General features: G+C 72.5%; 23 protein-coding genes and 1 pseudogene. 12 read left to right on the forward strand and 12 right to left on the reverse strand.

Translation table 11 applies throughout. The features are described from left to right. Positions 1-144 precede the first annotated feature (144 nt). From ABZT17_RS32900 to ABZT17_RS32910, 3 genes are all read right to left on the reverse strand, one after another. Complete coding sequence (locus tag ABZT17_RS32900) at positions 145-1,164, reverse strand: cupredoxin family copper-binding protein (protein WP_356354287.1); 1,020 nt, start codon at positions 1,162-1,164, stop codon at positions 145-147. A 66-nt stretch (positions 1,165-1,230) separates the two neighbouring features. Then, positions 1,231-2,574 (reverse strand): copper resistance protein CopC, encoded by a 1,344-nt coding sequence (locus tag ABZT17_RS32905; protein ID WP_356354289.1) that lies wholly within the window; start codon positions 2,572-2,574, stop codon positions 1,231-1,233. Further along, positions 2,571-3,215, reverse strand: a complete 645-nt coding sequence (locus ABZT17_RS32910; protein ID WP_356354291.1) for a hypothetical protein — start codon at positions 3,213-3,215, stop codon at positions 2,571-2,573. The genes ABZT17_RS32905 and ABZT17_RS32910 overlap by 4 nt, the downstream gene beginning before the upstream one ends. 442 nt (positions 3,216-3,657) lie before the next feature. On the opposite strand from ABZT17_RS32910, the gene ABZT17_RS32915 reads away from it, so the two are divergent. Then, positions 3,658-7,812 (forward strand): bifunctional nitrate reductase/sulfite reductase flavoprotein subunit alpha, encoded by a 4,155-nt coding sequence (locus tag ABZT17_RS32915; protein ID WP_356354293.1) that lies wholly within the window; start codon positions 3,658-3,660, stop codon positions 7,810-7,812. Positions 7,813-7,828: 16 nt separating this feature from the next. Continuing rightward, positions 7,829-8,782: an XdhC family protein gene (locus ABZT17_RS32920; protein ID WP_356354295.1), complete on the forward strand. Its 954-nt coding sequence runs from the start codon at positions 7,829-7,831 to the stop codon at positions 8,780-8,782. A gap of 29 nt (positions 8,783-8,811) precedes the next feature. Here the strand turns inward: ABZT17_RS32920 and ABZT17_RS32925 are convergent, their stop codons facing one another. From ABZT17_RS32925 to ABZT17_RS32935, 3 genes and pseudogenes are all read right to left on the reverse strand, one after another. Next, positions 8,812-9,435, reverse strand: a complete 624-nt coding sequence (locus tag ABZT17_RS32925) for a DUF305 domain-containing protein (protein ID WP_356354297.1) — start codon at positions 9,433-9,435, stop codon at positions 8,812-8,814. Between the two features lie 84 nt (positions 9,436-9,519). After that, entirely contained in the window at positions 9,520-9,918 is a 399-nt protein-coding gene (locus tag ABZT17_RS32930) for a DUF6153 family protein (protein WP_356354299.1), read from the reverse strand. A 40-nt stretch (positions 9,919-9,958) separates the two neighbouring features. Further along, a pseudogene (locus ABZT17_RS32935) lies at positions 9,959-10,316 on the reverse strand (DUF5990 family protein); the annotation flags it as partial. Positions 10,317-10,429: 113 nt separating this feature from the next. Between ABZT17_RS32935 and ABZT17_RS32940 the strand changes: the two are divergent. Both ABZT17_RS32940 and ABZT17_RS32945 read left to right on the forward strand, forming a co-directional pair. After that, positions 10,430-11,017, forward strand: a complete 588-nt coding sequence (locus tag ABZT17_RS32940) for a hypothetical protein (protein ID WP_356354300.1) — start codon at positions 10,430-10,432, stop codon at positions 11,015-11,017. Between the two features lie 38 nt (positions 11,018-11,055). Beyond that, positions 11,056-11,808 carry a YcnI family protein gene (locus tag ABZT17_RS32945; protein WP_356354302.1) on the forward strand — a complete coding sequence of 251 codons (753 nt, stop codon included), beginning with the start codon at positions 11,056-11,058 and terminating at the stop codon, positions 11,806-11,808. Positions 11,809-11,889: 81 nt separating this feature from the next. Here ABZT17_RS32945 and ABZT17_RS32950 read toward each other — a convergent pair whose 3' ends face one another. Then, positions 11,890-15,012, reverse strand: coding sequence for an FAD-binding and (Fe-S)-binding domain-containing protein (locus tag ABZT17_RS32950; protein WP_356354304.1), 3,123 nt, complete (start codon positions 15,010-15,012; stop codon positions 11,890-11,892). Between the two features lie 64 nt (positions 15,013-15,076). Beyond that, positions 15,077-15,583, reverse strand: coding sequence for a MarR family transcriptional regulator (locus tag ABZT17_RS32955; protein ID WP_356354306.1), 507 nt, complete (start codon positions 15,581-15,583; stop codon positions 15,077-15,079). 161 nt (positions 15,584-15,744) lie between these two features. Between ABZT17_RS32955 and ABZT17_RS32960 the strand changes: the two genes are divergently transcribed. Further along, entirely contained in the window at positions 15,745-16,260 is a 516-nt protein-coding gene (locus ABZT17_RS32960) for a YceI family protein (protein WP_356354307.1), read from the forward strand. A 6-nt stretch (positions 16,261-16,266) separates the two neighbouring features. Here the strand turns inward: ABZT17_RS32960 and ABZT17_RS32965 are convergent, their stop codons facing one another. Beyond that, positions 16,267-17,970, reverse strand: a complete 1,704-nt coding sequence (locus ABZT17_RS32965; RefSeq protein ID WP_356354362.1) for a hypothetical protein — start codon at positions 17,968-17,970, stop codon at positions 16,267-16,269. Positions 17,971-18,226: 256 nt separating this feature from the next. On the opposite strand from ABZT17_RS32965, the gene ABZT17_RS32970 reads away from it, so the two are divergent. From ABZT17_RS32970 to ABZT17_RS32985, 4 genes are all read left to right on the forward strand, one after another. Continuing rightward, positions 18,227-18,616, forward strand: a complete 390-nt coding sequence (locus tag ABZT17_RS32970; protein WP_356354309.1) for a cell division protein SepF — start codon at positions 18,227-18,229, stop codon at positions 18,614-18,616. A 488-nt stretch (positions 18,617-19,104) separates the two neighbouring features. Then, positions 19,105-20,415, forward strand: coding sequence for an ATP-binding protein (locus ABZT17_RS32975; protein WP_356354311.1), 1,311 nt, complete (start codon positions 19,105-19,107; stop codon positions 20,413-20,415). Continuing rightward, on the forward strand, positions 20,412-20,750 hold the full coding sequence (locus tag ABZT17_RS32980) for a nucleotide pyrophosphohydrolase (RefSeq protein WP_356354313.1): 339 nt from the start codon (positions 20,412-20,414) through the stop codon (positions 20,748-20,750). Before ABZT17_RS32975 ends, ABZT17_RS32980 begins: the two co-directional genes overlap by 4 nt. A gap of 195 nt (positions 20,751-20,945) precedes the next feature. Further along, a complete protein-coding gene (locus ABZT17_RS32985) occupies positions 20,946-21,416 on the forward strand; it encodes a DUF6099 family protein (protein ID WP_356354315.1) in 471 nt (156 codons plus the stop codon). Positions 21,417-21,452: 36 nt separating this feature from the next. Here ABZT17_RS32985 and ABZT17_RS32990 read toward each other — a convergent pair whose 3' ends face one another. After that, positions 21,453-21,653 carry a hypothetical protein gene (locus ABZT17_RS32990; protein WP_356354316.1) on the reverse strand — a complete coding sequence of 67 codons (201 nt, stop codon included), beginning with the start codon at positions 21,651-21,653 and terminating at the stop codon, positions 21,453-21,455. 398 nt (positions 21,654-22,051) lie between these two features. Here ABZT17_RS32990 and ABZT17_RS32995 point away from each other — a divergent pair, with 398 nt between their 5' ends. Beyond that, the gene (locus tag ABZT17_RS32995) at positions 22,052-23,326 is read left to right on the forward strand and encodes a cation:proton antiporter (RefSeq protein ID WP_356354318.1); all 1,275 of its coding nucleotides are present in this window, start codon (positions 22,052-22,054) and stop codon (positions 23,324-23,326) included. Positions 23,327-23,424: 98 nt separating this feature from the next. Beyond that, positions 23,425-24,354: an LLM class F420-dependent oxidoreductase gene (locus ABZT17_RS33000; RefSeq protein ID WP_356354320.1), complete on the forward strand. Its 930-nt coding sequence runs from the start codon at positions 23,425-23,427 to the stop codon at positions 24,352-24,354. Positions 24,355-24,424: 70 nt separating this feature from the next. On the opposite strand, the gene ABZT17_RS33005 is transcribed toward ABZT17_RS33000, so the two are convergent. Together ABZT17_RS33005 and ABZT17_RS33010 are read right to left on the reverse strand one after the other, a co-directional pair. Beyond that, positions 24,425-24,553: a hypothetical protein gene (locus ABZT17_RS33005; protein ID WP_356354322.1), complete on the reverse strand. Its 129-nt coding sequence runs from the start codon at positions 24,551-24,553 to the stop codon at positions 24,425-24,427. Positions 24,554-24,716: 163 nt separating this feature from the next. Continuing rightward, positions 24,717-25,493 carry a lanthionine synthetase LanC family protein gene (locus ABZT17_RS33010; protein ID WP_356354324.1) on the reverse strand — a complete coding sequence of 259 codons (777 nt, stop codon included), beginning with the start codon at positions 25,491-25,493 and terminating at the stop codon, positions 24,717-24,719. On the opposite strand from ABZT17_RS33010, the gene ABZT17_RS33015 reads away from it, so the two are divergent. Then, positions 25,389-25,676 carry a helix-turn-helix domain-containing protein gene (locus ABZT17_RS33015; RefSeq protein WP_356354326.1) on the forward strand — a complete coding sequence of 96 codons (288 nt, stop codon included), beginning with the start codon at positions 25,389-25,391 and terminating at the stop codon, positions 25,674-25,676. The two genes, ABZT17_RS33010 and ABZT17_RS33015, sit on opposite strands and share 105 nt — an antisense overlap. Positions 25,677-25,759 lie beyond the last annotated feature (83 nt).

Genomic DNA, 25,759 nt, shown 5'->3' on the forward strand with positions numbered 1-25,759 from the left:
GCCCGCCCCCCCGGCGCTCGCCAGGCTGCGGCTGTTCGGCGCGTTCGGGCTGGAGGACGCCGGCGGGAGCATCCCCGTTCCGGCGAACGAGCAGGCCGACTGCGACTCGGCCGGCCCGCCGCGTCCTGCTGAAGAGGGGGAGGGTCAGCAGGAGTTGGTGATGTAGTTCTCGGTGGGGGCGAGCAGGTGCTCGGCCCAGACGGTGTGCATCTTGACGTAGGCGTCCGGGTTCAGAAGGTCCGAGACCTGCTGGCCCAGCGACTCCTCCAGGTGCGCCGAGTCGATGTGCTGGAGCAGCACGCCGAGGGTGTCGTCGGAGACGCTGCCGGCGCCGTTGACGGCGGGCGTGAGGATCGACTCGATCCAGACGGTGTGCATCTTGAGGTAGCTGTCGAGGTTCAGCGCGTCCTGCACCTGCTGGCCCGGGGACTCCTCCAGATGCGCCTTCTCGATGTGCTGGAGGATCGGCAGCAGCACCTGCTGGACACTGACACACTGCTCGTCACCGCCGCCGGTACCGCCGGAGCCGCTGCCCCCGCCGGTCGAACCGCCCGTGGAGCCCCCGGTGGAGCCGCCCGTCGAGCCACCTGTGGACCCGCCGGTCGAGCCACCCGTCGACCCACCCGTGCCGCCGCCGGTGCCGCCACCCGTACCGCCGCCCGAGGAGCCGCCGGAGGAGCCCGAGCCGTCGGCGACCACGGTGATCGAGGCCGTCATGTCCGGGTGGACCGCGCAGTAGTAGTCGTACGTCCCCGCCTTGGTGAAGGTGTACGACCAGCTGTCGCCCTTCTGGAGCGTGCCGGAGTCGAACTTGGCCGGGCCGCTGGTGGTGGTGACGGTGTGCGGAGCGGTGTCCTCGTTGACCCACTTCACCGTCTCGCCGACCTTCACCGTGAGCTTCGGGGTGCTGAAGGCGTAGTTCTTGATCTCGATGGTGTGGTCGGCCGCGGCGGCCTCGGTGGACGTGTGGTCCATGTTGGCCATCGGCCGGACGGCGGCGGCCGGCGCCGCCTGCTGCGGGGCCGCGGCCCCGGCGGACGCCTGCAGCAGACCCAGCCCGGCGACGGCCGCGATGCCCGCGCCCACGCCGGTGGCCAGCAGCACCCGGTTGCCCGCCCGGGAGCGCCGCGGGCGGCGGGGAGCGGTGGTTTCTTCACTGTGCATGGTGGTGCGTCTCCCTTGTGAGATTCCCCTGGCCCTGGTGCGGGCAGGGGGGTCGGGCGATGCCGGTCAGCGGCCGGGGGCGGACGTGACCAGCAGACTCGTCGCGGCGAGCACGACGAGGACGAGCCCCGTCTCCGCCGCGACCGAGTGGACGAAGGGCCGTACGGTGGCGCGGTCGCCGCGCAGCAGTACGGCGATGTCGAGCCGGGTCCGCACCCAGCCGCGACTGCGGTGCGCGATCACCAGCACCAGGGCCAGTACGGCGAGTTTGAGCAGGAGCAGCCGCCCGTAGCCGGTGTCGAGGAGGGCGCCGAAGGAGCCGACGACCTGCCAGGTCAGCACGGTGCCCGCCGCCGCGATCGCGGTGACGGACACCGCGGCGAGGGTGGAGTAGCCGGGGATCACGGCCGACAGCTCCTCGGGCCTGCGCCGGGGCAGCACCCCCAGCAGCAGGAGGGTCAGCCCGCCGAGCCACAGCGAGACACCGAGCAGATGCACCAGGTCGGCCACCGCGCCCCAACCCGGGTGCGTGCCCTCGGAGTTGTGCCCGGTCATGCTGGTCGTGCGCAGCAGTCCGAGCGCCACCGCCAGGGCACCGACCCGCCAGCCCGGCGAGCGGGTCGCCCGGTCACCGCCCTGCAGTACGGCGGCCAGCACGATGGCCGCGAGCACCCACATCAGCACCCGGCAGGCGGCGACGACGCCGACCTCGGTGTTCAACAGGCCGGTGTAGGTGGCCGGTCGGAACACGTCTTTGAGGGTGCCCAGGGCGCCGTACGCGCCCTGGAGGCCCGGCGCGAGCAGGCTCGCGGTGAGACCGGCGGTCCAGGAGACGGTGAGGATGCGACGGGTACGGCGGTCCTGGGCGCCGTCCGGCCACAGCATCGCGAGGAAGCCGAGGCCGCCGACGTAGAGGGCGAGCGCGAGATAGCCGAGCCAGCGCACCGCGGCCCAGACCCTGCGGACCGTCTCGCTGGGCTGAGGGGCGGCCTGGGCCGGGGAGCCGGACGCGTCGGTGCCACCGCCCTCGGCGGACGCCGGTTTCGCGGTGAGACGGAAGGTGAGCGTGCCCGAGGTGGGATGCCCGTCCTCCATGTCAAGCACCTGCCAAGTCAGGGTGAGGCGGTCCTGGCCGGTGGTCCCGGGGACGGTGACCCGGACGGAGTCGCCGCCCTGCCCGGTCCGCGACAACGTCAACGGCCGGCCCGCCACCTCGATGTGGACGTCGTCGAGCTCGACCGGCTCGCTGAAGGTCAGCCGGACGGTCGCGGGGGTGTGGGCGAGGCGGGCCCCGGCCTTCGGGCTTGAGGAGTCGAGCTCCGTGTGGGCGGAGGCCGGGGACGCCGAGAGGAGGAGAGCGGTGAGCGCGGTGAGGAGGGTGAGCAGGAGGGACGGGATGCGGGGTCTCATGGCAGGAGCTCCGACAGGACGGAGGGGGAGGCCAGGCCGACGCAGAGGGAGGACAGGGTGTCGGTGCCGGCCGCGGGCGAGGGGGAGGGGGACGGGGAGGCCGACGCGGCTGCCGACGGGGCCAGGAGCCCGCCCAGAAGACCGGTGACCGGGGTGGCCACACCGTTCAACAGGGGCTTCACCAGGCTGACTTGGCCGTCCTGGCAACCGGCCGGGGGCGACGGGGCCGGGGTGGGAGAGGGTGAGGGGGAGTCCGTGCCGCTGCCCCCGCCCGCGCTGCCGCTCCCCTCCCCGCCGCCGTGATCGTGGCCGCCCGTTCCGCCCGTCGTGGGTGATGTGCCGCCGGCCACGGGGATTCCCGCGTCTCCACCCCCTGCCCAGTAACCGCCCGCCGCCCCCGCCCCCGCCCCCGCCGTTCCGGCGGAGGTGTCGGGCGGGCCGGTCTCGGAGCGGGAGGTGGGCTGACGGGTGGGGGACGGCGTTCGGGAGACCGGCGGGGCGGCGGTGTCGACGGTCGGCGGTGGGGAGACACCGATGCCCGAGGCGTATCCGAGTACGACGACGACGGCCGCGACGAGCGCGCCCGCGACGATCTCGTCACGATGGTCTCCTGGCCAGGAAGCCCTGGCGAAGAAGGACATGGTCCCTCCTGACGCTGTGGGTGAACGGCGGTGACCAGGAGTGGACAGCCGGGACGATTCCCGTCCGCTACACGTCCGTTAATCGATCGTTTCGTTGCCTCTTAATCAAGGTGGGGTGGTCTGTGAGAACGGACCTCACCACCCCAATGGGCGTATTGCATTTCGTGAAGAAATAGGAGGCATCGTGAATTCGAACGCCCGGGGCATTTCTTTCTTCACTGAATCACCGTGAATGCATATGCCTTATGTCTCGGCCGACCCGAGCCGCCGGCTGACATCCGGCCCCGTCCCCGTCGCAAGATCTCTCACAGCGCCCCGCGCGGCTCTGTGCGCCCGGTGTAACCCCTGATGACCGGCTCAGGAGACACCCGTGTAATGGGCATTTCGTACCGTCACAAAAGCTCCACCCGTACGGGACGATCATGAGAGGCAGGGGGTGCCCGTGGCCGCGCCGGACTCGCGGAACGCCGACACGACGACGGCGACGAAGGTGCGGACGGTCTGCTCCTACTGCGGTGTGGGCTGCGGCATCGTCCTCGATGTCGGGATGGGCCCGGACGGACGTCGTACGGTCCTCAAGGCCACCGGCGACAAGGAGCACCCCGCGAACTTCGGCCGCCTGTGCACCAAGGGCGCGACCACCGCCGACATGCTCTCCGCTCCCGGACGGCTGACCACCGCCCTCGTACGGCCGGAGCGGGGTGAGGAGCCGGTGCCGAGCGGGGTCGCGGCGGCGATCGGTGAGACGGCCCGGCGGCTGCGCGCCATTCTCGACCGGCACGGGCCCGACGCCCTCGCCTTCTATGTCTCCGGGCAGCTGAGCCTGGAGGCGCAGTACCTGGCGAACAAACTCGCCAAGGGGTTCGTGCGGACCAACCAGATCGAGTCCAACTCCCGCCTGTGCATGGCCAGCGCGGGCACCGGCTACAAGCTGTCCCTCGGCGCCGACGGGCCCCCGGGCTCCTACCAGGACTTCGACCGCGCCGATCTCTTCCTCGTCATCGGCTCCAACATGGCCGACTGCCACCCCGTTCTGTTTCTGCGGATGATGGAGCGGGTGAAGTCGGCGGGCGCCAAGGTCGTCGTGGTCGACCCCCGGCGCACCACCACCGCCGAGAAGGCCGATCTCTTCCTCCAGATCAAGCCGGGTACCGATCTCGCCCTGCTCAACGGTCTGTTGTACCTCCTGCACGAGAACGGGCACACCGACCCCGAGTTCATCGCCCGGCACACCGAGGGCTGGGACGACATGCCCGCCTTCCTCGCCGACTACCCGCCCGCCACCGTCGCCGGGATCACCGGTCTCGCCGAGGACGACATCCGTACGGCCGCCCGGCTGATCGGCGAGGCGGGCGAGTGGACCAGTTGCTGGACCATGGGCCTCAACCAGTCCACGCACGGCACCTGGAACACCAACGCGCTGGTCAATCTGCATCTGGCGACGGGCGCCATCTGCCGCCCCGGCAGCGGCCCCTTCTCGCTCACCGGGCAGCCCAACGCCATGGGCGGCCGGGAGATGGGGTACATGGGCCCCGGGCTGCCCGGCCAGCGGTCCGTGCTCGTCGCCGAGGAGCGGGCGTTCGCCGAGGAGCTGTGGGGCCTTACGGCGGGGAGCGTACGGGCCGACGGGGTCGGCCGGGGCACCGTCGAGATGTTCCGCAAGATGGCCGACGGCGAGATCAAGGCCTGCTGGATCATCTGCACCAACCCCGTCGCCTCCGTCGGCAACCGCAAGACCGTCATCGAGGGCCTGGAGGCCGCCGAACTCGTCGTCACCCAGGACGTGTTCGCCGAGACCGAGACCAACGCCTACGCCGACATCGTGCTGCCCGGCGCCCTGTGGACCGAGGCCGAGGGCGTCCTGGTCAACAGCGAGCGCGACCTCACCCTGGCCCGGCCCGCCGCCGACCCGCCGGGCGAGGCGATGGCCGACTGGCGGATCATCGCGGGTGTCGCCCGGGAGATGGGCTTCGAGGAGGGCTTCTCGTACGACAGCGCCGAGGACGTCTTCGAGGAGATCAAGCGGTTCTGGAACCCGAAGACGGGCTGGGACCTGCGCGGGGTGACGTACGAGCGGCTGCGCCGGACGCCCGTGCAGTGGCCGGCGGCGAGCGAGGAGGGCCACGACCGCAATCCCGTCCGCTACGTCGACGACCGGGACGGCACGCTCACCTTCCCCACCCCGACCGGACGTGCCGTGTTCTTCGCCCGGCCGCACATCCCGGCCGCCGAGATGCCGGACGACGACTACCCGTTCGTCCTCAACACCGGGCGGCTGCAGCACCAGTGGCACACGCTCACCAAGACCGCGAAGGTGGCCAAGCTCAACAAGCTGAACCCCGGGCCGTTCGTGGAGCTGCATCCGCGGGACGCGGCGGACCTCGGTGTCACCGACGGTGATTCGGTGGAGGTCGCGTCGCGACGCGGCCGGGCCGTGCTGCCCGCCGTGGTCACCGACCGTGTACGGCCCGGGAGTTGCTTCGCTCCCTTCCACTGGAACGACCTGTTCGGCGAGTACCTCAGCGTCAACGCGGTGACCAGCGACGCCGTCGATCCGCTGTCCTTCCAGCCCGAGTTGAAGGTGTGCGCGGTCTCGCTGACCAAGGTGTCGACACCGGTGTCGGTGCGGACACCGGGAGAGCGGACGGCGGTCGAGGTCGCTCCGAGCGCCGTGCTGCCGGGCACCGCCGACCCGTTCGGGCTCGCACCCGCCCCGCCGCCCGTCCTGACCGCCCGGGAACGGCAGTACCTGGTCGGCTTCCTCGCCGGCATCCCGGCCGGAAGCCCCGGAGTGCCCGTGCTGCCGCCGTCGGCCCCCTTCAGCCCCGAACACGCGCTGTGGGTGAACGGCGTACTGGCCGGAATGTACTCCCGCGGCACCGCCCCCACCCCCGCCGTGCCATCCGCTCCCGGGCGTGAGGTCGTCATCCTGTGGGCCTCGCAGACCGGCAACGCGGAGGACTTCGCCGCCGCCACCGCCGAGCGGCTCAAGACCGACGGACACGCCGCCTCGCTGCTCGGCATGGACGAGGTCGACCCCGCGGCCCTGCCGTCCGGCGCCGACCTGCTGCTGATCACCAGCACCTTCGGCGACGGCGACGCCCCCGACAACGGCTCCGGCTTCTGGGAGACCCTGGCCGCGTCCGACACCCCGGGCATGGCGGGCCGGCGCTACGCCGTCCTCGCCTTCGGCGACTCCTCCTACGACGACTTCTGCGGCCACGGCCGCCGTCTCGACCAACGTCTGGACGAACTGGGCGCCCTGCGCCTCGCCCCGCGCACGGACTGCGAACCGGACTACGAGGACGCGGCCCACGCCTGGCTCGACCAGGTGCTCACCGCACTGTCCGGCACCCCGTCACCAGCCCCCGCGGGGCCGGCCGGCACCCCGTCACCGTCCCCCACGGACTCGCCCCGAACCCCGGAGCGAACCCCGGCCCCCGCCGCGCGCACCCCCGCCGCTCCCCGTCCGAGCAAACCCGCCCCCGTCCTCGCCCGACTCACCGGCAACCGCCTCCTCAGTCTCCCCGGCGCGGGCAAGGAGGTCCGGCGGTTCACCTTCGACACCCGCGACAGCGAGACGCCCCTGCTCTACGACGCCGGTGACGCGCTCGGTGTGCGGCCGCTCAACTCCCCCCGTCTGGTGGGGGAATGGCTCGCCGTCACCGGTCTCGACGCGGACACCGTCGTAGCGCTGAACGCCGTGGGGGAAGTCCCGCTGCGTGAAGCCCTGTCGCGGTATCTCGACATCACCCGGATCACCCCCGCACTGCTGCGTTTCGTCACCGAACGGGCGCGTGATCCACGGGAGTTGAAGAAGCTGACCCGTCCCGACAACAAGGGTGAGCTGGCCAAGTGGTCGTGGGGACGCCAGGCCGTGGACGTCGTCGCCGAGCACGGGGTGCGGGCGGACGCGCAGGAGTGGGCCGAGACGCTGGGGAGGCTGCAGCCGCGGCTGTACTCCATATCGTCCAGCCCGCTCACCGACCCGCACCTGGTGTCGCTCACCGTCTCCGTCGTCCGCTACGAGAACCTGGCCGGCCGCCCGCGCCAGGGCGTCTGCTCCCCCTTCCTCGCCGACGCCGAGCCGGACACCCCGGTCCCCGTCCACGTCCAGCGCTCCGCCCACTTCCACCCGCCCGCCGACCCGGCCGCACCGATGGTGATGGTCGGACCCGGCACCGGGGTCGCCCCCTTCATCGGCTTCCTGGAGCAGCGCCGCGCCCTCGGCCACCGGGGCGCCAACTGGCTCTTCTTCGGCGAACAGCACCGGGCGACCGACTTCTACTACGAGGAGGAGCTCACCGGGTTTCTCGCCGACGGCACCCTCGACCGTCTGGACACCGCCTTCTCCCGCGACCAGCGGACCAAGGTGTACGTCCAGGACCGGATGCGCGAACACGGCCCCCAGCTGTGGTCCTGGCTCCAGGACGGCGCCCACCTCTATGTGTGCGGGGACGCGTCCCGTATGGCCAAGGACGTCGAGCAGGCGCTGAAGGACATCGCCGTGGCGCACGGGGGGCTGGACGAGGCGGGGGCGGCGGCGTACGTGAAGCAGCTGGCGAACGACAAGCGATATGTCAGGGACGTCTACTGAAACTAGGCTTTCCGCCATGAGGGAACTCGCGGACACAGCACTCCAGTGGGCGGCCCGGCACCGTACGGCGGTCCTCGCCCGGCCCCTCACCGAGCGGGGCTTCGGGCCCCGGCACCCCGCCGACGCGCTCCTCGTCGACGCCGACGGGAACTGCCACGGCACGCTCTACCGGGGCGCCTTCGACCGGCAGCTCGTGGCGGAGGCCGCCTCGCTGCCGCCCGGGCACACCTCCCGGGTCGTGCCGGTGGCCGTGCACGACGAGGGGGTGCGGGACGCCGGGCTCACCTGCGGCGGGCAGGCCGAGATCCTGCTCCAGCCGCTGGCCTCGCTGCCCGCCCGGTGGTGGGAGCTGCTCGCGGCGGGCGCCGACGCGGCGCTCGTCACCTGGCTGGACGAGTGGCGTACGCACGCGGTGAGCGCCGTCGTCACGCGGGACGGCAAGGCCGACGGGCCGGACGTGCCGCCCCAGGCCGCCGAGTGCGCGCGTGCGCTGCTGGTCCGGCATCGGGCGGGACGTGAGGTGCATGCCACCGACGCCGGGCTGTGCCTCGTCGAGACCTGCCCCGCCGTCCCGCACCTGGTGGTCGTGGGCGGCGGCGAACTCGCCGAACTCCTCGTCGCCCAGGCCGGACTGCTCGGCTGGCAGGCCACGGTGACAGGCACCGCGCGGGACGCCGGCAAGCTGCTCGCCGAACGCCCCGCCTGCGCCTGTCTGGTCATGCTCAGCCATGAGCCCGACGTGGACGTCCCGACCCTGCACACCGCGCTGACCTCCGGTATCGCCTACGTCGGCGCCCTCGGCTCCCGGCACACCCAGGAGCGCCGTGCCGCCGGCCTGACGGCGGCCGGCCTCGGCGACGACCACCTCGGCCGCATCCACGGCCCCATCGGCCTCGACATCGGCGCCCGCACCCCCGCCGAGACGGCGATGGCCGTCTGCGCGGAGGTACTGGCGACACTGGACCGCTAGGGCCTGGCGCAAGCCGCGTGGACGGGGGGCTACTTCTTTCCGAGGAGCTGGTTCATCTCGGTGATCTCGGCGCTCTGGCCGCTGATGATGTCACCGGCCATGGAGACGGCGGGGGCGTAGGAACCCTTGGCCTTCTCGGTCTTCGCCATCTCGATGGCGCCGTTGTGGTGCTCGATCATCATGGTCAGGAACATGGTGTCGAACTCCTTGCCGGACATGTTCTTCAGTTCCGTCATGTCCTTGTCGCTCATCATTCCGTCCATGCCGGCCATCCCGCCCATCCCGGACATCGACGGCATCGGCGAGGGATTGCCCATCTCCATGTTCCAGGACTTCATCCAGCCGTTCATCGTCTGGATCTCCGGGTCCTGCGCCTTCTCGATCCGTGCGGCGAGGTCCTTCACCTGGGGCGAGGAGGCCCGGTCGGCGGCGAGCTTCGCCATCTCCAGGGCCTGCTGGTGGTGCGGGACCATGCCCTGCGCGAAGGCCATGTCCTGGTCGTTGTGCGCGGCCGCGGTCGACGAGGCCGTCGACGAGGCGGCGGAGTCGTGGTGGCCGCCGCTGCCTCCGCTGTCGCTGTCGTTGCCGCAGGCGGTGAGGGCGAGGGAGCCGACGACCGCCGCCGCGACCAGGAACGTACGGGTGTTGCGCATGGTTGAACTCCTGCTGTGCGAAGGGATTTCAGACGTGCCGGAGCGCACCGCGACGCCGTTTCACGGTCGCGGCGCGGGGCCTGTCTAGATCCGCAGGAGTTGGAGTTCCGCCAGATCGGGCGGCGCGCGGGCGCCGTCCGGTGCCGTGCTCGCGTACGGGCACGGGGTACCGGGGCGGACGGGGACGGCCATCGGGTCGGCGACGAGCGCGGGCAGGCTGGGCCCACCGCTCACCGCGCCGGACGCACAGGTCTGGTCGGCGTGGTGGACATGGCCGCCGCCGCAGTGCCCGTAGCCCGGGCAGTCGGCATGACCGACGGACACCACCGTCATCTGCCGGGACGGCGCGGAGTGCGCCTCGACGGCGCCGCCGGGCGCCAGGGCGTGCATCCCGAACAGCCCGGCCAGCAGCGCGAGCACCAGGAACGCCCGCCACCGCACGGGGTGCGGCGGCGCGGGTCGGTGCTGTGCGCGGGCTGTCACGGCGCTCATGTTACGCATGTGGCGACGGCCGCGCGGACGCTCACCCGACGCCGTCCCGGCCGGCGGTCCATGTGATACGCGGCGGCACCACCCGCGCGCACAGCGGGGCGCCGTGGGCGTCGGCCAGCCCCGGCCGCCCGACCAGCAGCCCCTCGCGCACGGCCGCGTCGAGCACCTCGCCGGGCACGGCGCCGAGCATCAGCCTGGCCCGCCGGAACATGGTGAACGCACCGGAGCCGTCGACCGTACCCCAGGACAGATACACGAACCGACCCTCCGGAACGACCTTGCGCATACGGTCCCTTGACGTCCGTCCCCGCCGCCGAGGCCACGGCGGCGCACTCCGGCGTCCAGCTCACCGACCCGGCGTCGCCCGGCTGCGGATCCAGCAGCTCGGCCGTCACGCCGTCACCGCCTCGGTCCGTTCCCTCCTGTGGGTTTCCAGTCCGTTCCTGTGCGCGGGGGCATCCGCCGGGCGGGGCCGCCCCCGCGCGTGGCAGGATCGGGCGCCATGACGGCGTCTGCTGCGGTACGCGGGCTGCGCGCGGCGGTGTTCGCCGCGCTCTGTGTGCTGCTCGCGGCCGGGGGACACACGCTCGCGACCGGGATGACCCCGGCCGTGTGGGCGCAGGCCGTCGGGTTCGTACCGGTCTTCGGGGCCGGGTACCTGCTGGGCGGTCGGGAGCGGTCGCTGGGCGCCATCGGCGCCGGCACCCTCACCGCGCAGGCCGGACTGCACCTCACCTTCGACGCGGTGGGACCGCACTCGGCGATGGTCATGCCCGGGATGCACATGTCGTCCCACGCCCACGCCGTCACCCCGCACGCCACCGCCGTCCATGTCGCGGCGGCCCTGGCCCTGACCTGGTGGCTGCGCCGCGGCGAGGCCGCCCTGTGGTCGCTGCTGCGCCGGACCGCCGCCCTGGTGCCGGGTCTGCTGGCCTGGTGGCGGGTGAGCGGCGGGGCGCTCCGGGTGCCGGACGCGCCGGATTCCGTACGACGGCCGTGTGCCGAGGGGCCGCGGCCGCTGAGGTCGCTCCTGCTGCGGCACGCGCTGCGGCGGCGCGGGCCGCCGGCGGGGACTCCGTACCCGATCTGACCCCGACACACTTTCCCAGTACGGAGACTCACCCACCCATGTCCTCAGTACGCCTCGCCGTGCGCCGCGCCGCGGCCGTCACGGCGCTCGCCGCCACCGCCGTGCTCGCCGCGGCCGGCATCGCCTCCGCGCATGTCACCGTCCACCCCGACAGCTACGCCAAGGGGGCCACCGACGGCCTCCTGACCTTCCGCGTCCCCAACGAGGAGGACAGCGCCGGCACCACCAAGGTGCAGGTCTTCCTGCCCACCGACCACCCCGTGCTCGGCGTCCTGGTCGCCCCGCAGGACGGCTGGACCGCCAAGGTCACCACCAGCAAGCTCAAGACGCCGGTGAAGACCGACGACGGCACCATCACGGACGCGGTGTCCGAGATCACCTGGACCGGCGGGAAGATCGGGGCCGGCCAGTTCGAGGACTTCCACGTGGCGTTCGGGCAACTTCCCGACGACACCGACCAGTTGGCCTTCAAGACCCTTCAGACGTACTCCGACGGCAAGGTCGTCCGCTGGATCGAGGAGACCGAGCCGGGCGCGGACGAGCCGGAGGACCCGGCGCCGGTGCTCAAGCTGACGGCCAAGGGCGTGTCGGACGAGGGTGCGTCGGACGAGGGCACTTCGGCCGCGTCGCCGCTGCCCTCGAAGACCTCGGCGGCGGTCGCCTCCTCGGACTCCGCCGACTCCACCGCGCGCGGGCTCGGCATCGCCGGGCTGGTCGTCGGTGTGCTGGGGCTGGCGGCCGCCGGGTTCGCCGTCGTACGCGGCCGCAACAGCGGGGCGCGGTCCGAGTAGCGGACCTTCCCCGGCCTCGCGGCGGACGACCGCCGCGAGGTCTCCGCGGTGAGGGGGGCCGGGGCGGACCCCCGGCCCGTCTCACCGACGGAACATCCGTGCCAGCCCGGCCGCCGCGCCGACCGCGCCCACCCCCGCCCCGCCCAGCGCCAGCGCCTTGCCCAGACGCCCGGGCGGGGCGGGGCGTACGTCCTCGCCCACTCCGTACGCGCTGCCGTGTTCGCCGTCCCTCAGCGCCGAGGCCAGCAGCTCCGCCACATGCACTCCCTCATGGCCGCCGCTGTCGAACTCGTGGACCTGGGTCCGGCAGCTGAACCCGTCGGCGAGCAGCACGGTCGACGCGTCCTCCTCCCGCAGCCGGGGCAGCAGCACCCGCTCGGCACACGCCTCGCTGACCTCCAGATGCCCGCGCTCGAAGCCGAAGTTGCCCGCGAGGCCGCAGCACCCGGACTCCAGCCGCTCGACCTCCACCCCGGCCCGGCGCAGCAGCTCCTGGTCGGCCTCCCAGCCCAGGACCGCGTGCTGGTGGCAGTGCACCTGGGCCACCGCCCGCGCGGAACGGTCCGGCACATGCGGCGGCTCGTACCCGGGGGAGTGCTCGGTGAGCAGCTCCGCCAGCGTCACCGTCCGGTCGCGCAGCCGGCGCACGTCCCGGTCGCCGGGGAACAGCTCGTCCGCGTCCGAGCGGAACACCGTAGTACAGCTGGGCTCCAGCCCGACCACCAGCCCGCCGGCCCGGACATGGCCGGCGAGATGCCGGACCGTCCGCCCCAACACCCGCTCGGCCATCCCGAGTTGACCGGTGGAAATCCAGGTGAGCCCACAACACAGCGGTTCCTGAGGCAGTGTCACCCGCCATCCCGCCCGCTCGAGGACCTCCACCGCGGCCCGGCCGACATGCGGATGGAAGAAGTTGGTGAACGTGTCCGGCCACAGCAGCACACTCCCGCGCGCCCCGTCGCCGTACGTCTCCCGCCGCCCCGCGAACCACTGCTGCAAGGTCCGTGGGGCGAACAGCGGCACCTCACGGTCCTCGACGCCCGCGGCCGCGACGGCCGCCCTCGACAGGCCCGGTGTGTGCGTGAGCGCGTTGACGACCGGCCCGAGCCGGGCCCGCCCCACCGTCTGCGCCACCATCGGCAGCCAGCCCATCGACCAGTCGGAGCGAGGCCGGCGCCATGGCCGCCCCTCGTAGTGGTGGGAGAGGAACTCCGCCTTGTACGTGGCCATGTCGACGTCGGCCGGGCAGTCGTGCTTGCACCCCTTGCAGGACAGACAGAGGTCCAGGGCGTCCCGTACGGCCTGCGACCGCCAGCCGTCCCGCACCGCACCGTCCCCGTGGCCGTCGAGCATCTCGAACAGCAGCCGGGCCCGCCCCCGCGTCGAGTGCTCCTCCTCCCGGGTGACCTGGTAGGAGGGACACATCACCGAGCCGCCCTTGTTGGTCAGCTGCCGGCATTTCCCCACGCCCACACACCGGTTGGCGGCCTCCGCGAAGTTCCCGCCGTCGTGCGGGAAGCGGAAGTGCAGCTCGCGTTCGACGTACGGGGCCCAGTCGCCGCCCAGCCGAAGGTTCTCGTCGAGCCCGTAGGGGGCCACCACCTTGCCGGGGTTCATCCGGTCGAGCGGGTCGAAGACCGCCTTCAACCGGCCGAAGGCCTCGACGAGTTCGGCCCCGAACATCCGGCCCAGCAGCTCGCCCCGGCTCTGGCCGTCCCCGTGCTCCCCGGAGAAGGACCCGCCGAACTCCACGACCAGGTCCGCCGCCCGCTCCATGAACCGCCGGTAGTGCTCCACCCCGTCCGCGCTGTACAGGTCGAAGGGGATCCGGGTGTGCACACAGCCCTGTCCGAAGTGGCCGTAGAGGCTCGGCCCGGTGTCGCTGAGATAGCCGAACTCGTCGTAGAGACGCCTGAGTCGGCGAAGGTAGTCGCCCAGGCGGTCCGGGGGTACCGCCGAGTCCTCCCAGCCCTCGAAGGTGTCGGGCTTGCCGGGGATGTGCGCGGTGGCGCCGAGTCCGGCCTCCCGCACCTGCCACAACTCGTCCTCGTGGGAGGGGTCGTCGAGGAAGGAGACCTCGGCGTCGTGCTCGGACTCGTGCAGCCCGTCCAGCATCCGGTGCGCCCGCTCGTCGGCCTCCTCGGCCGTGTCTCCGCCGAACTGGACCATCAAGTAGGCGTTCCCGTCGGGGAGTTCGGCGAGCGCCTTGGCGTTGAGATGCTTGATCCGCTGGTCCCGCACCAGCCGCGCGTCCACGCCCTCCAGCGCGATCGGCTCGTGGGGCAGGATCGCCGGTACGGCGTCGGCGGCCACGGAGATCTCCGGGAACCCGAGCACCACCAGCGTCCGCTCCTTGACCACCGGCACCAGCTCCAGCTCCGCCCGCAGGACGGTGACCAGCGTCGACTCGCTGCCGACGAGGAGCCCGGCGACGTCGAAACCGTGCTCGGGCAGCAGGGAGTCCAGGTTGTAGCCGGAGACCCGGCGCGGGATGTCGGGGTAGCGGCGGCGCACCTCGTCGGCGTACCGGTCCCGCAGCGCCCTCAACCGCCGGTAGACGGTGGCCCGCAGATCGCCCTGCCGCTCGATCTCGGCGTACTCCTCGTCGCCGGTCTCGCCGCACCAGAAGCGGGTGCCGTCGTAGAGCAGCACCTCCAGGCGGGCGATGTTGTCGACGACCTTGCCGTACGCCTGCGCGGTGGCGCCGCAGGAGTTGTTGCCGATCATGCCGCCGAGGCAGCAGTTGGCGTGGGTGGCGGGCTCGGGGCCGAACCGCAGCCCGTACGGGGAGAGCCGGCTGTTGAGGTCGTCCAGGACGATCCCGGGCTGGACGACACAGGTGCGGGCGTCGGGGTCCACGGACTCCAGGTGGTTGCAGTACTTCGACCAGTCGATGACGACGGCGGTGTTGGTGCACTGCCCCGCCAGGCTGGTGCCGCCGCCCCGCGACAGCACGGGCGCGTCGTGCTCGCGCGCCACGGCCACCGCCTCCGCCGCGGCCTCGGGGGTACGGGGCACGACCACGCCGATCGGGGTCTGCCGGAAGTTCGAGGCGTCCGTCGAGTACGCGGCCCGGCTCCCGGCGTCGAACCGCACCTCGCCCTCGACCCGCTCGCGCAGCGCCGCCTCCAGGCGTGCCGCGTCCACCGGCGGAGCCGCTCCGGTGCGACGGATGACGGGATCGGGCAGGTCGGCAGTGCCCATGGAGCCCTCCTTCGGTCGCCGGCGCGGGACGACCGGGTACCCAGGCCCCGCCCGGCAATCCGCCCTACGGCGCCTGCGCCTCGGACTCCTCGAAGAGGTCCGGCAGCAGTCCGCACACCGCGTCGCGCTGGGCCGGTCCCACGAAGTGGGCGAGGGCCGCGGTGACCGTCTCGGCGAGCGCGCCGGAGGCCTCGGTCAACAGGCCCCGGGCCTTCTCGGTGAGAGCGACCTCGACGCCCCTCCGGTCGCCGCAGACCGAGGTGCGGGTGACGAGCCCGGAGTGATGCAGACAGGCGATCTGGTAGGTGAGCCGGGTCTTGGGGCGGCCCAGGAGCTCCGCGATCTGGGTCATGCGCAGCCCCGCGGGCTGCTCCGCGAGCAGGCACAGGACCAGGAACTCGTCGTGCGAGACATCGAGCCGGTCCTTCACGACGGACCGCAGCTGCTGCTCCACCGCACCGGTGGCCGCCAGCAGCAACATCCATCCGCGCAGCTCCTTGGGCAGCAGTCCGCCACCCTGCGTGGACGGACATTCGGGCAGGTCTGCGGGGTTCTCGTCGGAGCGGGCCATGGTTCCCACTCTACCTGTTGTCCAATTTTGCACGAATGGTTGTCCAGATTTGGATAATGGGCTAGCGTGCAGTCATCCAAATTTGAAGCAACCAAATTTGAATCACACCCTCTGCATCGCATCACGCGTCGCACCACCGCATCGCATCACTGGAGAAGATCATGACCGTCGCCGTGGAAACCGGTCTGTGGCAGCTCGACGCCGCCGCCACCACCGTGGCCCTGCGCCACAAGACGATGTGGGGCCTGGTGACCGTGAAGGGCACCTTCGGCGTCGTCGGCGGACAGGGCGAGGTGAACTCCGGTGGTTCCGCCACCGGCACGATCACCCTGGACGCCGCCTCCTTCGACAGCAAGAACAAGAAGCGGGACGAGCACCTGCGCTCCGCCGACTTCTTCGACGTCGAGAACCACCCCGAGATCACCTTCGCCGTCCGCAGCGCGAAGGCCGGCGCCGGCGACTCGGTCGAGGTGTCCGGTCAGCTGACCGTGCGGGGCATCAGCCGCCCGCAGACCGTCACCGCGCGTCTGGTCGGCGCCGACGCCGACGCGCTCACGCTCGACACCGAATTCACCGTGGACCGCAGCGAGTTCGGCCTCGGCTGGAACCAGATGGGCATGATCCGCGGCCTGACGACCGTCGCCGCCACGCTCCGCTTCGTGCGTTCCGCGGGCTGACGACCGTCAGCGGGACCGGCCCGCCTTCACGGGACCGTCCACGCGCAGACGGAGGTCCACGCTGGACAGCGTCTGCGGGGTCGGGGTGAAGACGCGCAGCCGCAGCCGTGCGTGCGGGCCCGGCAGGGTGAACCTCCCCCCGGGCGGCTCGATCACATAGCCGGCCGTGGTGTGCGCGGGCAGGCTGGCCGGTCCCCTCAGCGTCGTCCAGAACTGCCGCATGCCCTGGCCGACGGTGAGCATGAAGTGCGGTTCCAGAGCGCCGTCGTCGGTGTTGGTGACCCGCAGGGTCAGCCGGGTGACGGCGTTCGCGTCCTTCGCGGCCCGACGCACGGACGCGATCTCCGTCCGCAGCGGTGGCTTCCCGGTGATGGCGACGACGGCGCTCACCAGCGCCGGGGCGACCATCAGCGCGGCCGTCGCGGCCAGAGCCGGACGCCGGTACCGGCCGGTGAGCGGCCGTGGCCGCGGCTGCCAGGCCCGCGCGAACTCGGACGGGGGCGCGGTGATCGCACCCGCCAGCCACAGCGGGGTCATCATCAGGTAGTAGCCGTCCTGGGACCGGGTCGCCAGGTAGAAGGCGCACCAGGGCAGAACGGTCGCCGCGGGTCCCAGCCGGCGTGCGAACAGGATCAGCAGTCCGAGCAGCGCCGCGGCCAGCAGCATGCTCGCGTGCCCGTACCAGTCGAGCCGGTCGCTGCCGTTCGTGTAGTACAGCGACACCCCCACCAGGCCCTGCCCGTGCAGGGTCGCCCCCTGGATCAGCGGCAGCGCGATACCGGTGGCCCAGGTGCCCGGCTCACTCACGACGAAGTACATGTTGATCAGCAGCCACACCGCCCCGGCGACCCCGGCGATCCGCGCCACCACCAGCGCCGCGGCCCGTCCACCCAGTTCGCCGCGGCGCACCGCGTAGATCCCGGCCAGCAGGAACGGCGCCAGGAACCACGGCAGTTGCTGCGCGGCACACGCGGCACCCAGACACACGGCCCGCGCGACGCCGGGCGCGCCGAGCCGCCCGCCCTGCCCGGTCCGCGGCCAGCGCACCACCACCGGGACCAGCAGGGCCAGCGCGGTGATCGCCGGGTAGCCCTCGCGGGCGTACGTCGGCAGGAAACCGAAGCCGAGGCAGACCATGGTCGCCGCCGACCGCCACTGCACGGGCAGCATCCGCCACAGCACGACCGTGCCGGCGATCAGCGCGCCCGTGCTCACGGCCGTCGCCGGGGCGCCACCGTGGCCCAGCCACAGGAGCGGGGCGGTGAGCAGCGGGGCGAGCGGGGGATAGCCGTAGGTGTAGTCGTAGCCGCCGTGGACCGTCGGGGTCAGGGCGATGCCCTTGGTGAACAGCCAGGGCCAGGGCTGCCCGTAGACGGCGTGGCCGGCGGCCAGCTCCTTGGCGGCCTGGGTGGTCAGCACCGCCTCGTCGGCGCCGCCGTGGTTCATCGCCCACGCGCACAGGGCGAGGACCACGGCGATCACCAGCACGACCGCGTCGATCCGCACGAGCGATCTGACGCCGCGTACGACGAGCGCCAGGACCCCGCTGACCAGGATCGCGGCGTAACACACCGAGATGGCCACGGCGACCATCGGCCGGTGGCTCTCCGCCTGCGTCCAGATCGTGCGGGTGCCGATGAAGAGACTGATGTCGGCGAGCAGGGTCAGGACTCGGTGCCACTGCGCGGGCTGTTCCGGGAGGGCGGACACCGCCGACTGCGTCCGCCGACCGGGTGCCACCTGCTGTGTTTCTGCCAAGTGCACGTCATTGGACGGTAGTCGCGCCCGGTGAGCGGTCCGTCGCCGGACGTGAAGAGTCCGGTGTGAGCCGGGTAAGACCTGTTTGCGTGGGTCGAAGGGGCGTCCATGACGGTGGCGGACCGTGTCGCTGTTGGGCCGAACGGGTGACTTGGCGTAAGAATTGGCCGGTGCAGGAATTGAAGGCGAGTCAGGTCGGGGGGAGCCGGTGAACAGGTACGACGTCACCGATGAACAGTGGGAGGGGCTCGCCCAGGTGGTGCCGTTGCGCGGGCGGGACGCGTGGCCCTCCGCGGTGGACCACCGCTCGCTGCCGGAAGCGGCCACCGAACCACGCCGCCGCTTCGTGGTCCTGCGCGTCAATGTCTTCGGCGACGCCCGCGACGTCGCCGAGACTCTGATGGCCGGCATCCCGGTCCTCCTCGACCTCAGCGGCGCGGAGACGGACGTCGCCAAACGCGTCCTCGACTTCAGCACGGGCGTCGTCTTCGGCCTGGCGAGCGGCATGCACCGGGTCGACCGCAATGTGTTCCTGCTGACACCGGCAGGCACGGAGGTGACCGGCTTGATGGAGGGCGCGGGGGTCTCCGGCCCCTGAAACGGAGGGCCCGGGCGGCCACTCCGTCCCTCGACCGGCGGGCGGCGGCGGGATCCCCGGTGCGGCTGGCGGCTGTTGTATCCCCTGTTCGGCCGACGCCGGTTTCCCTGGAGCGGGGCGACCGGTTCGGCCGACGCCGGTTTCCCCGGATCGGGTCGCCGGTCTCCGGGCCCTGACGCGGACGGCCCGAGCGGCCACTCCGTCCCTCGACCGGCGGGTGGCTGCGGTATCCCGCGGATCGGTCGGCGGCTGTTGTTTCCCCGGATAGGCCGATGCCGGTATCCCGGATCGGGCGGGGGTCTCCGGGTCCTGACGCGGACGGCCCGGGCGGCCACTCCGTTCCCCGATCGGAGGGCGGCGGCGGGATCCCCGGATCGGTCGGTGGCTGCCGTGTCCCTCTGCCGGTCGTCGGCTGTTCTGTCCCCCGATCGTAGGAAGGCGGGGAGGGCGGAACGGTTCGCCTTTCGGTGGAGGCCTACGGTCCGGATATGACCGTGCCAGCTGTGCCGTCGGGGCCGGACCGGGAGGTCTCGTCGCAGTCCGGATCCCGCGGCGTCCGCGTGCCCGACCCCCGGATCCCGTTCGAGCCGCCGGCCTCCGCAGCCGCGCCGTCATCGGCCCATCCCGCCGACGGCGGCGCGCTTCCCGCCGACGCCAGCGGGCGTCCCGGCGATGAAAACGGGCGTCCCGCTCGCCCCCATGTCTGCGAGCTGCGGCTGTCCGCCTTCGGGGCGCATCGTGGTGCGCGGTTCGGGCTCGGCGCCGTCACGCTCTTCGCCGGGCCCAGCGGGAGCGGCAAGACGACCGCGTTACGGGCGTACGAGGCGCTCGCCCGGCTCGCCGGCGGGGCGACCGTCGGTGAGGCGTTCCCCGACCTGTCCGGCTGTGTGCCCGACCGGGCCCGGCCCGACGCGCAGCGGCGCCGGGGGTTCCGTATCGGGTGCACCGCCGACGGCCCCGAGGGACCGGTCCGGCTCGACCTCGCCGTACAGGCCGAGCCCGAACTGCGCGTCGTCGGCGAGCGGTTGACGTCCGGGGGCCGGGTCCTCCTGGAGACCGCGCTGCGCGATCCGGCGCGACGGGTCGTCCAGGCCGCCTGGCACACCGCCGGCTCCGCCTCCGTCACCCGCGCCCCCCTGCCCGACGACCGCCTCGGCACGACCCTGCTGCCGCTGCGCGTCGCCGGCCGGACCGAAGGGCAGCGCCAGGTCCTCGCCGCCGCCGAACAGATGGTGGTCGCCCTGCGCTCCGTCTTCGCCTGCGACCCCCGCCCCGACCGGATGCGCTCGCCGGTGCCGTTGGGTTCCGGCCGGCTCCTGCCCGGCTGCGACAACCTCGCCGACGTCCTGTGGCGCACCCGCACCGAATGCGGACGCCGGCACGCCCGACTGGTCGCCGCGGTGGAAGCCGGCTGCGCGGGGACGGTGACGGACGTGCTGGCCGAGCCGCTCGGCGACGGTACGGTCCGGGGCCTGCTCGACCGCGGTGACGGCTTCCGGACGGTTCTCGGCCGCCTGGGCGACGGCGAGTTGCGCTACGCCGCCCTCGCCCTGGTCCTGCTGACCGGCCCCGGTGTGCTGGACGTCGACCCGGCCGGTGAGGTGCCCGCCGCGATGCAGTGCCTCACCGTCCTGGCCGACGCCTTCGAGCGTTCGCTCGATCCCCGCCAGCGCCGCGAACTCCTGCGGCTCGCCCTGCGGATGGCCGACCGCGGTCACATCCGCGTCGTCGCCGCCGTGAGCGACGCCTCCTGGGCCGCCGGGGCCCACGGTGTCACAGTGGTACACCTGGAGCCGTGACCGATCCTCAGCGTGAACCCCTCGACGTGGCGAAACTGCAGCGCAGGCTGGCCGACTTCGCCGCCGCCCGCAACTGGCGGCCGTACCACACCCCCAAGAACCTCGCGGCCGCCCTCAGCGTCGAGGCCTCCGAACTGGTCGAGATCTTCCAGTGGTTGACCCCCGAGGAGTCGGCACGGGTGATGGACGACCCCGACACCGCACATCGCGTGAACGACGAAGTCGCCGACGTACTGGCCTACTTGCTCCAGCTGTGCGAGGTCCTCGGCATCGACCCCCTCGCGGCGCTGGACGCCAAGATCGACCGCAACGAACGGCGCTTCCCCGCGCCGTGAGGAGCCGCTCCCGCGGGAGCTGATCGATCCGTTTTCACTCTCCGGAGTCAAAACCCCGCCCGAAACCGATTCGTTGTCCACAGATTTCCGCCTTCCTCTGGCTTTTCGTCCCGCAGCCCCTCACTCTGGGTAGTGGACAACGGAGTTCGGGCGAGGGACGCGTGGGCAGCGCGTCAAGACGGACGGGGGCAGCGCATGGACGCTGTGCGGCTCATCGTGACCAGCAGGCGCGCCCTGGCGGTGGGCGGCGGAGCGCCGGAGATCCTGACGGAGGTGTGGCAGGCACAGGCCCTGGCACAGGCGATAGGCAGCCGCCTCGCCGTCTTCGGCCCACCCGAACTGCGCGGCGAGGCACTGGGGTTGACGGAACTGGCGGGCCGCGGCTGCGGTGTCCTGGACGCCCCGGACCTCGCCACCGACGACCTTCGCGCGGCCCAGCTCACCGACCTGGGCGACGCCCGCCAGACCCTCCTCTGCCTCGGCGGCCTCCTCGGCGAGGTCGGCATAGCCCTGGTCGGCCTCGCCTGCGCCGTGGACGACGAGACCACGTACTGGCAGTGCATGGAAGCCATCGACGCGGCGGACGAATCCAGGGACCGCGTCCGGGACATGCTGCGCAAACTCGCGGAGGGGGAGCAGCGGTTGCCCGAGAAGGAGGCGGGCTAGAACGCCGGCGCGGCCGGCCTCCGAGCCCGCGGCCGTTCAGGCCGACCGGGGATCCGAGGGCGGAGCCGCCGGCGAGGCGTCCGCCGCGGCCGACCCGCGCCCGGCCGACTGCAGATCCGCGTCGAATGCCGACAGATCCGCGTTGAGAGCCGCCATCAGCTCCTCCATCTGCTGCAGCAAGCCCTTCGGCCGGCCGGTGCTTCCGCCCTGCTGCGGCACGGTGGACTCTTCGGACATGACGGCCTCCTCGGCCCCACGGCCCCGGTACTTCGGAGGCCGACGCGGGTGACGCCCCGGTGAAGACCGACCGGCGCGGGCGCCGGGCGGTCCGGCTCCGCACGAGCAACGATCACCGTCCGGCCCGGTCACTGGCGCAGGCGTGCCCCGTGTACGGCGTTGACGCGATTTCACCCGACCGGGGACGGCGACCCCGCGGCTCGCTTCCGGCCGGACATGCCCGCCGCGGAAGCCACACGCTCTTCCTGCGTGATCCTGTACCGGGCGGATCACCGGGATCACCGGGACCACCGGGACCACCGGGACCACCGGGACCACCGGGACCACCGGGACCACCGGAATCACCGGGACCACCGGAATCACCGGAATCACCGGGATCACTGGGGAGAGGGCAACCGTTGGAACACGAAGTGATGGCCGGTCGTGCGGCGGACGAGATCACCGCGAGTGTGCTGCTGGGCCTCGCCGTCATCGTCGCCGTGGCGTTCGTCTTCGCCCGACTCGCCGAGAGGCTGCGGCAGCCGGGCGTGATGGGCGAGATCGTGGCGGGCATCGCGCTCGGCCCCAGCCTGCTCGGCCTGCTGCCCGGCCACCTCACCGAGCGCCTCTTCCCCCCGGACGCCCGGCCCTTCCTCCAGGTCCTGGCCCAACTGGGGCTGGTGCTCTTCATGTTCGGCGTGGGCCATGCAATGGACCTGACCCATCTGCGCGGCGCCGGGCGTCAGGTGCTGGCCGTCTCCCTCGGCTCCTTCGCCCTCCCCTTCGCCCTGGGGTTCGGCCTCGCGACCGCTCTGTACCCGTGGTTCGCGGCCGGTGGACAGCAAGCCGCCGGTGAGCGGCTGATACCGGCACTCTTCGTGGGGACCGCGATGTCCGTCACCGCCTTTCCCGTCCTGGCGCGCATCCTCCACCAGCGGGGCATGGCCCAGGAGCGCACCGGCGGCGTCTCCCTGGCCTGCGCGGCCGTCCAGGACGTCCTCGCCTGGAGTGTGCTGGCCGCCGTGGTGGTCGCGGCCGACGCGGGAAGCCCGGCATCCGTGGTCCGTATGATCGCCGAACTGCTCGTCCTCGCGGTCGGCCTGACATACGTGGTGCGGCCCTTCCTGCGACAACTCCTCGCACCCGGGCGGCGCTGGTCCGGCTCGGTCCCCGCCCGGCTGGCCCTGATGGTGAGCGGCACCCTCGCGTGCGCATGGGCGACCACCGCCATGGGGCTGCACGCGGTCTTCGGCGCCTTCGCCTTCGGAATGGCCGTACCGCGAGGGGAAGTTGACGCGCAGGCCCAGATCGAGCAGACCGGTCTCCTCCTGCTGCCGACCTTCTTCGTCGTGACCGGTCTGTCGGTGCGGTTCGGCGAACTCGGCCCGCGTGAACTCGCCGTCGGGGTCTGTGTGCTGGCGGCCGCCTGCGCGGGCAAACTGCTCGGCGCCGCCGTTCCGGCCCGCCTCACCGGAGCGGCACCGCGGCAGGCCCTCACCCTCGGCATCCTCCTCAACGCCCGGGGCCTGACCGAACTGGTCATCCTCGACGTCGGCCTCGATCGGGGACTCATCGGCACCCGTATGTTCACGATCATGGTGATCATGGCCCTGGCCACCACCTTCATGACGGGCCCCCTCCTCGCCCTCACCCGCCGCGACACCCGGGCGGCCGTGACGACCGCGCGTGTGTGACCGCTTCACCCCGTACGGAGGCTTTGCCCGGTGGCTGTTTCCGGGCGTCGGGAGGGACCGGCGGGATGGACGGGGCGAGCGCCGTGCAGGATGGACGCATGGATCTGCGCATCTTCACCGAGCCCCAGCAAGGGGCCACCTACGACACCCTGCTCACCGTCGCGAAGGCCACGGAGGACCTCGGTTTCGACGCCTTCTTCCGGTCCGACCATTATCTGAAGATGGGCTCCGTGGACGGTCTCCCCGGCCCCACCGACGCCTGGATCACCCTCGCCGGCCTGGCCCGCGAGACCAAGCGCATACGCCTCGGCACCCTCATGACCGCCGGCACCTTCCGCCTCCCCGGCGTCCTCGCCATCCAGGTCGCCCAGGTCGACCAGATGTCCGGCGGCCGCGTCGAACTCGGCCTGGGCGCGGGCTGGTTCGAGGAGGAGCACAAGGCCTACGGCATCCCGTTCCCCAAGGAGAAGTTCGGCCGCCTGGAGGAGCAGCTGGCGATCGTCACCGGTCTGTGGGAGACCGAGCTCGGCGAGACCTTCGACTTCCACGGCAGCTACTACGACCTCACCGACTCGCCCGCCCTCCCCAAGCCCGCCCAGGCCCGTATCCCGGTCCTCATCGGCGGCCACGGCGCCACCCGCACCCCGAGCCTCGCCGCGCGCTTCGCCGACGAGTTCAACATGCCGTTCGCGTCCGTCGAGGACACCGAGCGCCAGTTCGCCCGCGTCCGCACCGCCGCCGAGGAGGCCGGCCGCAAGGGCGACGACCTCGTCTACTCCAACGCCCTCGTCGTCTGCGTCGGCAAGGACGACCAGGAGGTCGCCCGCCGCGCCGCCGCCATCGGCCGCGAGGTCGACGAACTCAAGGCCAACGGGCTGGCCGGCACCCCCGCCGAGGTCGTCGACCGGATCGGCCGGTACGCCGCCGTGGGCGCCCGGCGCCTGTACCTGCAGATCCTCGACCTCGACGACCTGGACCACCTGGAGCTGATCTCCTCGCAGGTGCAGTCACAGACGACCCAGGACTAGACGAAGGCGCCGAGCCCCCGGGATCACCGTCCTGGGGGCTTTCGTGTCTGCGGGAGCGGCCGTCGGCTCCTCACACCGTGTCACCGGCCGGGGTGGTGGTCCCGTCCAGGGCTGTCTCGTCCGTGGCCCCGGCGGCGGGTCCCCGCCGGCGCGCGGCGCGCAGGGCGGGCGGGACGGCGAGGGCCGTCGTGGTCAGCATGACGAAGGCCGGCAGCCACAGAGCCGGGCGGACGCCGAGCCCGTCACCGAGGGCGCCGCCGACGAGCGGCGTCAGGCCCGGCCGGCGGTGCTCACCACCGGCCGCGGTGCGGGCGCCGCGGGCCGCGCGGAGTCGACGGTGAAGAGCGGATCGGGGCGCGGGTTCAGCAGCTGGTCCAGGAAGAGCAGGACGCCGGCCGAGCCGCTGAACAGATCGGCGCTGAAGCGCAGGGACTGGTCGCCCAGGAGACGGACGCCGGTGGGGTGCGGACCGCGTGCACGAACAGGCGGCGGGCCACGTCCACCGCCCGGCGCCGGCTGAGGGGGGCGCCGGTCGACTGGGCGTGTTCGGCGAGTGCCAGACCGATGCCCGACAGCCCCTGGAAGAGCCCGCTCATGGCCGCGTGCGCGTGGCCCAGCGGGGCCAGGAGGCGCGGCTGGGCCTCGGCCAGCCGTTCGTCGCCGGGGGAGCCGGGGGAGCCTAGGTATCGGGACACCGTGTACGCCGTGCCCGCCGATCCGCAGTACAGGTACGGCAGGCTGCGGCGGTCGGCGCGGGAGATCGGGAACGTCAGCGCGGCGGCCTCCGGATCGGTGGCACGGTCGAGCTCGGCGTGCAGGAGACGTACGCCCCGGGCCAGCAGGGCCCGATCGTCGGTGACGCGGGCGAGTTGGTGGAGGAGCAGGGCGACACCGGTCCTGCCGTGCAGCAGACCGGTGGAGTCGTCGGGCCCGAGCAGCGGGGTCAGGGCCTCGTCGTCCTCGGGCAGTGCCGCGGTCAGGGCGAGGGCGCGGTCGATGTGGTGATCGTCGCCGGTGTGGTCGTACAGGGCCAGATGGGTGAGGGCGACGCCGGTGAAGCCGCCCGAGAGGGTCGCGCAGGCGGTGGTGAGCGGGTGTCGGTCCGCCCTGGCCAGCAAATCCGTCGCCTTCTGGAGCATGCCGTGGTCGGACAGGACCCGGGCGATCCCGGCGATGCCGACGTAGAGGCCCGGGGCCGGCTCCTCGGCGGTGGCGAGCGCGTCGCGGCGGCTAAGGCTCGTAAGGCCAAGGGGGAGAGCATCACTGCCATTGCCAAGGCACTCGGTGTCTCCCGCGCCACCCTCCACCGACACCTTGGCTGAACGGCTCGCAGAGCCTCACAGGACCCCTGCCGACTGGTGGGGGTCTTCTGCTGCGCCCAGGTAATCCAGTACCGGCATGGGCC

The organism is Streptomyces sp. NPDC005648, assembly GCF_040605395.1.
GTDB lineage: Bacteria > Actinomycetota > Actinomycetes > Streptomycetales > Streptomycetaceae > Streptomyces.